Origin of the sequence: Polyangium sp. 6x1 (assembly GCF_029946515.1) — a bacterium.
Lineage (GTDB): Bacteria > Myxococcota_A > Polyangia > Polyangiales > Polyangiaceae > Polyangium.
This window is the reverse complement of record NZ_JARZHH010000016.1, coordinates 171,524-182,712: the sequence shown is the minus strand read 5'-3', so window position 1 is coordinate 182,712 and position 11,189 is coordinate 171,524. Positions and strand designations below refer to the sequence as shown.

The 11,189-nt window shown below is 68.7% G+C and carries 7 protein-coding genes and 1 pseudogene; 5 read left to right on the top strand and 3 right to left on the bottom strand.

Features of this window, described 5'->3' with window-relative positions:
- The 3 genes and pseudogenes from QHF85_RS17775 to QHF85_RS17765 form a co-directional block, all read right to left on the bottom strand.
- Positions 1-2,551: pseudogene (locus tag QHF85_RS17775) on the bottom strand (hypothetical protein); the annotation flags it as partial.
- A gap of 245 nt (positions 2,552-2,796) precedes the next feature.
- A complete protein-coding gene (locus QHF85_RS17770) occupies positions 2,797-3,402 on the bottom strand; it encodes a hypothetical protein (protein ID WP_281328395.1) in 606 nt (201 codons plus the stop codon).
- Positions 3,403-3,603: 201 nt separating this feature from the next.
- Entirely contained in the window at positions 3,604-5,532 is a 1,929-nt protein-coding gene (locus tag QHF85_RS17765) for a potassium transporter Kup (RefSeq protein WP_281328394.1), read from the bottom strand.
- A gap of 125 nt (positions 5,533-5,657) precedes the next feature.
- On the opposite strand from QHF85_RS17765, the gene QHF85_RS17760 reads away from it, so the two are divergent.
- The 5 genes from QHF85_RS17760 (at position 5,658) to QHF85_RS17740 (ending at position 10,969) form a co-directional block, all read left to right on the top strand.
- The gene (locus QHF85_RS17760; RefSeq protein ID WP_281328393.1) at positions 5,658-6,839 is read left to right on the top strand and encodes an outer membrane beta-barrel protein; all 1,182 of its coding nucleotides are present in this window, start codon (positions 5,658-5,660) and stop codon (positions 6,837-6,839) included.
- A 2-nt stretch (positions 6,840-6,841) separates the two neighbouring features.
- Positions 6,842-7,087: a hypothetical protein gene (locus QHF85_RS17755; RefSeq protein WP_281328392.1), complete on the top strand. Its 246-nt coding sequence runs from the start codon at positions 6,842-6,844 to the stop codon at positions 7,085-7,087.
- Between the two features lie 73 nt (positions 7,088-7,160).
- Positions 7,161-9,866 carry a sensor histidine kinase KdpD gene (locus tag QHF85_RS17750; RefSeq protein ID WP_281328391.1) on the top strand — a complete coding sequence of 902 codons (2,706 nt, stop codon included), beginning with the start codon at positions 7,161-7,163 and terminating at the stop codon, positions 9,864-9,866.
- Positions 9,863-10,582 carry a response regulator gene (locus tag QHF85_RS17745; RefSeq protein ID WP_281328390.1) on the top strand — a complete coding sequence of 240 codons (720 nt, stop codon included), beginning with the start codon at positions 9,863-9,865 and terminating at the stop codon, positions 10,580-10,582. The genes QHF85_RS17750 and QHF85_RS17745 overlap by 4 nt, the downstream gene beginning before the upstream one ends.
- Positions 10,583-10,678: 96 nt before the next feature.
- On the top strand, positions 10,679-10,969 hold the full coding sequence (locus tag QHF85_RS17740) for a hypothetical protein (RefSeq protein WP_281328389.1): 291 nt from the start codon (positions 10,679-10,681) through the stop codon (positions 10,967-10,969).
- The last annotated feature ends 220 nt before the right edge of the window (positions 10,970-11,189 follow it).

Here is an 11,189-nt window from a genome sequence, read left to right as displayed (position 1 = left end):
AGCCGCCGCCGCTGCCGCCGGAGCCGCCGCCGCTGCCGCCAGAGCCGCCGCCGCTGCCGCCAGAGCCGCCGCCGCTGCCGCCAGAGCCGCCGCCGCTGCCGCCAGAGCCGCCGCCGCTGCCGCCGGAGCCGCCGCTTCCGCCGCTGCCGCTCATGCACACGCCGCCGGTGCACGTCCCGGCGGTGCAGACGGCGCCATCCGGCGCGCTGGCGTCGGCGGGGCAATCGTTCGCGGCGCCGTCGCAGGTCTCCGCGACGTCGCATTCGCCCGAGGCCGCGCGGCACGCGGTGCCCATTGCGACCTTTGCATCCGCAGGGCAATCGTTCGCGGCGCCGTCGCAGGTCTCGGCGACGTCGCATTCGCCGGAGGCCGCGCGGCACGCGGTGCCCATCGCGACCTTTGCATCCGCAGGGCAATCGTTCGCGGCGCCGTCACAGGTCTCCGCGACGTCGCACGCGCCCGCGCTCGCGCGGCACGCCGTGCCCGCCGCGAGCGGCGCGCAGGTTCCATCCGCCGCCGCGCCCGCCGCGATGCTGCATGCCTGGCAATCGCCCGCGGCGCCGCCGCCGCACGCCGTGTTGCAGCAGACGCCGTCGACGCAGAACCCGCTCTTGCAATCGAGCAGGCCCGCGCAGGAGCTCCCCGGGTTCGACTTGACGTCGAAGATGTAGGCGGATCCGGAGTCGACCCCCACGCCGTCGTCGAAGTGCGCCCCCGCGATCGCTGTGCCGCCCGAGAGCGCGACCGAAATGCCGAGGCGGTCGTTCATCGCGCCGTCGCTCGCGACGAGCTTCGCCTGTTCGGTCCAGGTCGCGCCGCTTCGCACGAAGAGGTAGGCCGCCCCGGAGCCCGTCGCCTGCGCGGTTGCGCCGTACGCGCCGAGGATCGCCTTGTTTCCCTCGAGGGCCACCTCGTACCCGAGGCCATCGCCCGCCACCCCGTCGCTCGCGAGGAGCTTCGCCTGCTTGGTCCACACGGCGCCGCTCCGTACGAACACATAACCAGCGCCGGAGGAGTAGCCCTTCGCATTGTTCTTGTACGACCCGACGAGCGCCGTATCGGCCGAGAGCGCAACCGAAATGCCGAAGTAATCCGCGTCCGTCGTATCGCCCGGCACGAGCTTCGCCTGCTGGGTCCACGTCGAGCCGCTCCGCACGAAGACATAGGCCGTACCGGTGCTCACGCCATTGTCGTCGTCCCCCTCCTCGGCTCCGATGAGCGCGGTGTCTCCGGAGAGGGATACCGCGCTACCGAAGACGCTGGAGGGCACGCCGTCGCTCGCCACGAGCTTTGCTTGCTGGGTCCAGATGCCGTCGTGCACGAAGACGTAGGCCGAGCCCGAGTAGGCGCCCATCGCGTCGTCGTTCTCCGCGCCGATGAGCGCGGTCGACCCCTCGATCGCGACCGATCGGCCGAAGAGGTCGCCCGGCACCTGGTCGCTCGACACGAGCTTCGCCTGCTGCGTCCAGACGCCGCCGCTCCGGACGAAGACATACGCCGAGCCGCCATTCAGGTTGTCATAAGGCGCCCCGATGAGCGCGCGGTCCCCCGAGAGCGCGACCACATGACCAAACCGGTCCGAGCCCTGGCCGTCGAACGGCACGATCTTCGCCTGTTGCATCCAGATGCCGCCCGTCCGCACGTAGACGTACACGGCGCCCGACGCGAACCCCTTGTCGCTGTCCCAGGGCGACCCGACGAGCGCGGTGTCCCCGGAGATCGCGACCGCCATGCCAAAGAGGTCGCCCCCCGCGGCGTCGCTCGCCGTGAGCTTCGCCTGCTGCGTGATCAGCGGATCGATCTCCACCGGATACACGGCGTCCGCGTCGTCGACATGAATCGCGAGCCGCCCGTGCTCGAGGGAGAGCCACGCAGGGAGCTCCCGGCCCGTCGCGTCCGTCGCGTAGAGCGCCGAATACGCGAGCACGCGGCGATCCGCGTCGTCCACGAGATCGAGCGCATCTCCACGCCCATCACCGTCCTCATCCGTGAGCGCGGCCCGCAGATCGCCGCCGAGCTCCAGCGTGACGACCTTCGTGCCCGCACAAGCCGGCGCCCGCGCGAGCGTGAACCCTTGTTCGAGCCCGAGGGGGCCATTCAGATACCATTCGTCGAGGCCCTCGCGGCGATACCGAACGAAATTCCCCTCCGCCTCGGGCGTGGCCTCGCCGAGCGTCGTGACGTCCGATGCGCAGCCGAAGGCCGCCGCGCGCATCGAGAACGTGGCCCCGCCGTCGCGCGAGGTCACCTGCACGCCGGCGCCGTCGAGCGTCGTCGAAAACGCTTGCGCCTCGTTGTCGGCGCGCAGGCGACCGAGCGACGCGGCCTCCGCGGCATAATGCGGCGGCGCCCCGCGCTGCGTCGAAGCGATGTAGGCCGCGCGCAGGTCCTTCCCCATGGCCGCGGGTGTCTGCCGCGCCGGGGGCTCTGCGGCTGCCGGAGCCGTGCCTTCCGTTGCGGGCTCTCCCCCGCAGGCTGTCGTGGCGGCGGCGACCCCGAGGGCGAGGACGAGGCACCGCAGCGCGACGAAATGCGTTCGTTTTCCGTTCATTGGATTCTCTCTTCCAGGCTCCATCGACCTTGCGCCTGCGTTGGGCCCCTTGCCCTCTCCTTGCAGCTCGAGCCGCACCCGCAGAGGGTCTCGCGAACAGCGACGACGCAGAGGTGACGCGTGAAATCGTGCTCCTTGCACCCAGATCACGCGTCGCCGGGGCAAGTCGCATCGCTTCATGCATTTTTTTGAGAGGTCGCCTGGGGAGGCGTCGCGCCGGGGCGCTGCCCCGGGCCCCGCGGTTTTCACGGGGGAGAGACGCCGAGGCGGCAAGCGGCCTCGGCATTCAGTGCCCGCTCGAGCTCCCGGAGGTTGAAGCGGGTCTTCATCGCTTGCTGCGCGTCGGGCGGGAAAAGCACGTTCAAGTCTTTCCCGTACAGCGACCCATCCCTGGGCGTGCGGACGCCAGAGGGCGCCCCGGTCGCGTCGAGGTCCATCACGGCGGGGGTGCGCCGGCCGGACGCGATGGCCACGCGGCCGTCCTTGACGACGACCTCCTCGCACAGGGCTTCGAGGTAGAGTTGCTTCGGACCGGAGCCGTACACGAGGTAGCTACATACCGCGACCCCGCCGTGCGACGTGGATGGCTGGAGGTTCGCGAGGAGCGTGGCCTTGATCTGAGCAGGCGTGAGGGTGCGGCCGTCGAGGGTGATGGGCTCATTCGTGAAGGGGCCTGCCTCCGTGGCGCCGCAACGGTCCGGCGGCGGCGCGTCGCTCGCGGGCGGCGCGACGGCGGAGGGTGCGGGCCCGTCGCTCGCGGGCGCGGAGACAGCCGGGGAGGACACAGGCGGCGCTTCCTGGGCGGCGCAGGCAGGGATCAAAAGGGCGGTGACGAGGACGAGGCTGCGCATGGAAGGCGGGCGTGATGCGCCTGAACACGAGAAGCAAAATTGCCGCATTCGCGACGCGTAGCACGCTCGCTCTGCATCAGCCCGTTCGATGAACTGCGCATCGCGCAGTTCATCGACCACGCGTCCAGCGCTTGCGCTGGTCCAGGTCCAGGAGCGGACAGCTCCTGGTGGGGCCTGGGGCAACGCCCCAGCGAGGCGCCGTCACAGATCGATCTGCATCCCCAGCTCGACGACCCTGCCCGGGGGCAGGCCGAAGTAGGCGGTCGCTGGCCGGGCGTTGCGCGAGATGAATGCGAAGAGGGCTTTGCGCCACTTCATCATTCGGGAACGGCCTGTGGGGAGGAGTGTCTCGCGGCCGAGGTAATAACTCGTCGTCCGGAGATTCACGTCGAGACCGTGGCCCTTGCATGCGGCGAGCACGCTCGGCACGTGCGGCGTTTGCATGAAGCCGTATCGCGCGGTCACGCGGTAAAACCCGTGGCCCATGTCGTCGACTGCGATTCGCTCCTCGGAGGTGATCTCCGGGACGCGCTCGTTGACCACGGAGAGGAGCACGACTTGTTCGTGGAGGACCTTGTTGTGCTCGAGGTGGTGGCGCAGCACGGGGGGTGTGCCTTGCGGGTTCGACGCCATGAAGACGGCGGTGCCTTCGACACGGTGCGGCTTTCGCGCCTCCACGTCGCGCAGAAAGGAGTCGAGCGGGAGGAGGTTTGCCTTGAAGGCCTCGCCGAGGATGCGGCGGCCAGCCTTCCAGGTCGTCATCACGACGTAGATGGCGGCGCCCATGACGATGGGGAACCAGCCGCCGTGGAAGAACTTTGCTGCGTTTGCGCCGAAGAACGCGAGGTCGATGCTCAGGAAGAGCAGGACCGGCGGGAGTGCCTTCCAGAGTGGCCATTTCCAGCGCTGCGTCACGACGACGAAATAGACGACCGTCGTGATGCCCATCGTGCCCGTGACGGCGATGCCGTAGGCCGCGGCGAGCGCGCTCGAATTTTGGAACCAGAGCACGAGGAAGATGCAGGCGACGCAGAGCGCGCGGTTGATCTCGGGGATGTAGATCTGGCCCTCGGTCTCCTTCGAGGTGTGGACGATGGTCACGCGCGGGAAATAGCCGAGCTGCACGGCTTGCTGCGTGAGCGAGTAGGCGCCGGAGATGAGCGCTTGCGAGGCGACGATGGTCGCCGCGGTGGCGATCGCGACCGTCGGATAGAGGGCCCAGGAGGGGACGAGGGCATAAAAGGGGTTCGTCGCCGCCGAGGGATCCCGGAGGAGGCAGGCGCCCTGGCCGAAGTAGTTCAGGAGCAGCGCTGGCCAGACGACCGCGTACCAGACCGTGCGAATGGGGCCACGGCCGAAATGCCCCATGTCGGCATAAAGCGCCTCGCCGCCGGTGATGCAAAGGACGACGGCGCCGAGCAACAAGAAGCCGTGGCCCTTGTGCTCCAGGAAAAACCCGACCGCGTGCCGCGGATCGACCGCCGCGAGCACGGAAGGCTCGAGCCAGATCCAGCGCACGCCGAGCGCCGCGATCGTCAAGAACCAGATCAGCGTGACCGGGCCGAAGACGTTGCCGATGCCCGCCGTGCCGCGTTTCTGCACGAAGAAAAGCGATAGCAGGACCACGACGGTCAGCGGGACGACCGCTGGTTTCAGCGACGTCGTGGCCACCTCGAGCCCTTCCATCGCGGAGAGGACCGAGATGGCCGGCGTGATGACGCCGTCGCCATAAAGAAGCGCCGCGCCGAAGAGGACGAGGAGCACGAGCGGGCCGAGGGCGGCGCTGCCGTCCTTGCGTGGGGGCACGAGCGCGAGCAGCGCGAGGATGCCTCCCGAACCTTGATTGTCGGCCTTGAGGATGAAGGTCAGGTACTTGACCGTCACGACGAGGAGCAGGGACCAGAAGACGAGCGACAGCACGCCGAGCACGTTCTCCGGCGTGGCGTCGACCCGGTGCGTGCTCGCGGGGCTGAAGCATTCTTTGATGGCATAAAGCGGGCTCGTGCCGATGTCGCCGAACACGACGCCGAGGGCGCCGAGGAGGAGCGGCCAGCGAACCGCGTGCGGTGCATGTGCCGCGGACGGCGCATGCGCGCTCGTAGATGGCACTTCAGAAGGTTCGACCGTCATGGGGCCCGAAGGGTACCCCCTTCCGGGGATGCCCCCGACATCCCGGACCCAATCTTGATACTTTCTTGATACCCGACCGCGGGACCTTGACGTCCCGCTTACACGGAAAGCTTTATATACGCGGCATGCAGCTCGCCGGCATGCTCCCGGATCGCCGCGTCCTCTTCGGCTCGGTGGCCCTGCTCCTCGCGTCCGTCCCCGAGGCGCGCGCGGACGAGGCTCCGCCGCCCGCCACGTTTCAGCTCGGCGGGTATGTGGAGGCGTTTTACCAGTGGAATTTCGGGCGGCCCTCGAATGGCATCACCCATTATCGAGGGTTCGACAACCGGCACAATACGTTCACGCTGTCGAACGTCGCCCTGGACGCGTCCTGGGACGTCGAGCGAATCGCGGGGCGGGTGACGCTCCAGGTGGGGCACACGCCGAGCACGTATTACCTCGCCGAGCCGGCGCTCGCGGGCGCGAGCGGGACGAACGCGACGAGCCTGGAGCTCTGGAAGTACGTCCAGCAAGCCTACGCGGGATATCGGTTCGACATCGGGCGCGGGCTCCTCGTCCAGGCCGGCCTCTTCCTCTCGCCGATCGGACCCGAGGGGATCGCCGTGCGCGACGGCTGGAACTTCTCCCGATCGAACCTGTTTTTCGGGCTTCCGTTTTACCATACCGGCGCGCGCGCGACGTATCCGCTGAGCGACGCCTGGGCCGTCACGCTCGCCTGTTACAACGGCTGGAACAGCGTCGTCGACAACAACGACGAGAAATCGCTCACGGCGCAGGTCACGTACACGCGGCCGGACAAGGTCGCTCTCTCGCTCTTGTATTTCACGGGCGTCGAGCGGCCCCGCGGCGCCCCCGAGGGCCGCGCCTGGCGGCACCTCGTCGACGCGCACGCGACCGTCCACCCGACGGACAGGCTCTCGTTCATCGCGCATCTCAATGGAGGGACGGAGCCCAATCATTTCGGAACGAGCGCCTGGATCGCGGGCGCGCTCCATGCGCGTATTCGTGTCGCGGAGAAGCTTTTCCTCGCGGCGCGTGGAGACGCGTTCCACGAGCGCGTGCCGACGAGCGACGCGGGCACGGCCTCGGCCATCTTCTGGCCGGTCTCGTGGGTGGCGTCCGGCACGGCGACGGCGGACTTCCGCCCGCACGAGCGAGCGTCGTTCCGGCTCGAATACCGCCACGATCACGCGGCGGGAACCATGTATTTCGGCGGCGCGGTCGCGGGCAATGGGCTGGACGCGCCGTTCGTCCCGAACCGCAGCACCCAGGACTCCGTCACGCTCGGCGCGACGACGTGGTTTTGACGATGAACCCGTACCGACGAAACGAAAACGCGAAGATCGAGCGTGATCCCGAGGGGAGCGAGCAGAGGGGCCTCCTCTGGGTATGGCTCGGTCTCGGTCTCTTGCTCGTGCTGTACGACGCCGGTCGGCCAGGGCCCTGGGGCGCCGCGAGCTCGCTCGGCATGTTGATGTCACTGCTCGCGCTGAAGGGCCTCGTCGGCCCCTGCATCACGCGCCTCCGCCGCGAGGGACGGCGCGAGAGGAATTGAGCGGCGTCCTCGGCGAGCCGCGCGTGAACGTGTTACGCCTGCACCTCGCCCTCGATCACGCGGAAGCTCGTCCATGAACGATCCCGAAAGCCGACCCGATCCCGACGCGCTCGTCCGGAGGGCGTACGAAGAAGAGGGGCGCGAAAAACGAGCGCGTCTCCGCATCTTTTTCGGGTTCGCCCCCGGCGTCGGCAAGACGTACCGCATGCTCCAGGTCGCGCGGGAGCGCGCGATCGAGCAGAAGCTCGACGTCGTCGCCGGGATCGTGGAGACACACGGGCGGGCGGAGACCGAAGCTTTGCTCGAAGGGCTCGACGTCCTCTCGCGGCGCAAGGTGGAGTATCGCGGGCGCGCCCTCGACGAGCTCGACCTCGACGCCGCGCTCGCGCGAAGGCCCAAGATCCTCCTGCTCGACGAGCTCGCGCACACGAACGCCCCGGGATCGCGGCACGCGAAGCGCTGGCAAGACGCGATCGAGCTGCTCGACGCGGGCATCGACGTCTACACGACCGTCAACGTGCAGCACGTCGAGAGCCTGAACGACGTCGTCGCACAGATCACGGGCATCCAGGTGCGCGAGACGATCCCCGATTCGATCCTCGAACGGGCCGACGAGATCGAGCTCGTCGACATCGCCCCGGAGGAGCTGCTCGCGCGTCTCCGCGAGGGAAAGGTCTATCTCCCGGAGCAAGCGAAGCGCGCCACGGCGCACTTCTTCAAGCGCGGGAACCTGCTCGCCCTGCGCGAGCTCGCGCTCCGTCGCACGGCCGAGCGCGTCGACGTGGACATGCGGGAGTACCGCGAGCAACACGGCGTCGTCACGCCCTGGCCCGCGGGCGAGCGCATTCTCGTCTGCATCAGCCCCGCGCCGAGCTCGGGCCGGCTCATGCGCGCGGCGAGCCGCATGGCCGCGGGCCTGCGCGCGCCGTGGGTCGCGGCGTACGTCGAATCGCCCGCCGTGAAGGCGCCGAGCGAAGCCGATCGGGCGCGGCTCGAATCCCATTTGCGCCTCGCGGAGATGCTCGGGGGCACCGTGACGAGGCTCTCCGGCACGAGCATTTCGGAAGCGCTCTTGCGATATGCGCGCAAGCACAACGTCACGCGCATCATCATCGGCAAGCCGACGCATTCGCGCCTTCGGGACCGGCTGCGCGGCTCGCTGCTCGACGAGGTCGTGCGGGGCAGCGGGGACGTCGACGTGCACGTCATCAGCGGGAGCGAGAGCGCGGAGACCGCGCCGGTACCAGCCGAGGCGCCGAAGGAGCCGACGCGCGCCGTGATGTACGGGTGGGCCGTCCTGCTCGTCGTCGCCACGACGGTCCTCGCGGCGGCCGTGCACGCCGTCTATCCCGTGCCCGATCTCGAAGTGCTTTACGTGCTCGCGGTCATGCTCGCGGCCGTGCGCTTCGGTCGAGGCCCGTCCATCCTCGCGGCCGCGCTCGGCGTGGCTGGGTACGATTTTTTCTTCGTCCCGCCCTTTCACACATTGAATGTCGCCGACGCGCGGTATTTCCTGACGTTCGCGATGATGTTCGGCGTCGGCCTGCTCCTCAGCGAGCTGACGGCCCGCATCCAGCGCCAGGAGCAAGACGCGCGGCATCGCGAGGCGTGGACGGCCGCGCTCTACGAGCTCAGCCGGGATCTCGCGGCGGCGGATGATACCGAGGCGGTCGCCGCGGCCGTCGCGCGCCACGCCGAGCAGGTCTTCGAAGCGACGGCGCACGTGCTGCAATCCGTGGACGACGGCGCCATGCGGGCGGTCGCCGTCGCCCCAGCCGCAACGAGCCTCGATTCCGCCGATCTCGCGGTCGCCCGCTGGGCCTTCGAACACGCCCGTCCTTCAGGATTGGGCACGGATACGCTCCCGGGCTCGAAGATCGTATGCGCTCCACTCACGGTCCGAGGCGCGCCGCTCGGCGTGCTCGTGCTCGCGCCGAAAGGAACGACGCCGCTCGGGGCCGAGCAACGCGCGTTCCTCGACGCATTCTGCAGGCAGGCAGCCTTCGCCTTCGATCGCGTGCGGCTCACGAGCGAGGCGAACACCGCCGCCCTGCGCGCGAAGACGGAAGAGATGCGCAGTTCCTTGCTCTCGGCCGTCTCGCACGACCTTCGCACGCCGCTCTCGGCAATTACAGGCGCGGCCACGGCGCTGCGCGACGACGGGGGTCTCGGCGCGAACACCCGCGCGGAGCTACTCGACTCGATCTGCGAGGAGGCCGAGCGGCTGGAGAGGCTGGTCGCGAACCTGCTCGACATGACCCGCCTCGAAGCAGGCCCGGTGGCGCTGAAGCGCGAATGGGTGCCACTCGAAGAGCTCGTCGGCTCCGCGCTGACGCGGCTCGAACGAAAGCTCGGGGAGCGGCCCGTGAACGTCGCGATCGCGGAAGCGTTACCACTCCTGTCCGTAGATCCCGTACTCTTCGAGCAGGTGTTCATCAATCTCTTCGAGAATGCCGCGCGGTACACGAGCCCCGGATCGCCGATCGAGGTCCTCGCCCGCAGCGAGCCCGGCGTCGTGCTCATCGAGGTGGCCGACGCGGGCCCAGGCCTCCCGGCCGGGAGCGAGTCGCGCATCTTCGAGAAGTTTTACCGCGGAGGGCACACAGGCAGCGCCGGCGCAGGGCTCGGGCTCGCGATCTGCAAGGCGATCGTCGAGGCGCACGGCGGCACGATCACCGCCGAGAATCGCCGCCCGAGCGGCGCAAATTTCCGCATCCGCGTGCCGATCCCCGGCGTCGCCCCTTCCATCTCGTCGCACGTGGAGGAGGCGCGGCCATGACGGATTTTCGTCCGCTGGTCCTCCTCGTCGAGGACGAACCCCAGATGCGAAGGTTCATGCGCGCGACGCTGACGTCGCACGGCTATCGGCTGCTCGAAGCAGGCACCTCCGCAGAGGCGCTCATGCTCGCGAGCACCCACAATCCCGAGCTCCTGCTGCTCGACCTCGGCCTGCCAGACGGCGACGGAATCGAGCTCACGCGCCGGATCCGCGAATGGGGTCGGATGCCCGTAATCGTCATCTCGGCGCGCGGGCGCGAGGACGACAAGGTCGCCGCACTCGACGCAGGGGCAGACGATTACCTGACCAAACCCTTCGGCGTGAACGAGCTACTCGCGCGGATGCGAGTCGCGCTGCGGCACGCGCGCGCGGGGGCAGCGCCAAGCGGGGCGCAAGCCATCGAGGTCGGAGAGCTCAGCGTGGATCTCGTGCGGCGCGAGGTAAAACGAGGGGGCCAAGAAGTGCACCTCACCCCCATCGAATACAAGCTGCTCGTCTTGCTCGCACAGAACGCCGGCAAGGTGCTGACCCACCAGCACATCCTGAAGGAGGTCTGGGGCCCGGCCTACGCAAACCAGCCCCATTACGTCCGCGTCCACATGGCCGAGCTGCGGAAGAAGATCGAAGCAAACCCAGCGCGGCCCAAATGGCTCGTGACGGAGCCAGGAGTCGGGTATCGGCTCCGGGATCGCAGCGTGGACGACGCAGGCGCCTGATACCGACGGACACGGAGGTCACGCGCGCCACAGGGCACCTCTTTTCGTCGCGGTGGCATACTCTCTGCTGCAACCGCGCGTCTGGAGGTCCGCCACGTGAAACCTTCCTTCACACGCTGGTTCGTCCTTTCCGTCGGAATGGTCGTCGCCTGGGCGGCCTGTGTGCCCGAGCCGAAATCCGTGCCATGCTCGAACCAGCGCGATTGCGAGGGCAAAAACGCGGCGTTCCAGTACTGCGTCGAAAACCACTGCGTCGAATGCCTGAGCGACGCAAGCTGCGGCATGGGCAATGCGTGTGTCGCCGGCGTCTGCGAGCGCTCCTGCAAGGACGGTCGCGATTGTCTCGACGGCTACGCCTGCACGAGCACCCGCTGCACACAGCTGTAAGCGTCGCGCCGGGGCGCTGCCCCGGACCCCGCGGGGGCTATTCGCCCCTCGACCCGAACCAGGGCCAGCCCTGGACCTTTGGGGGAAAAACTGCGCGATGCGCAGTTTTTCCCACAGGCCGTTGGCAAGACCATCGAGGGCGTCTCACGCTTCAACGGGCGTTGCCAGTCGAACCGTCGGCGAGGCTGTCTCGGCTGGCAGGATCGTGGCTGGTCTTGAA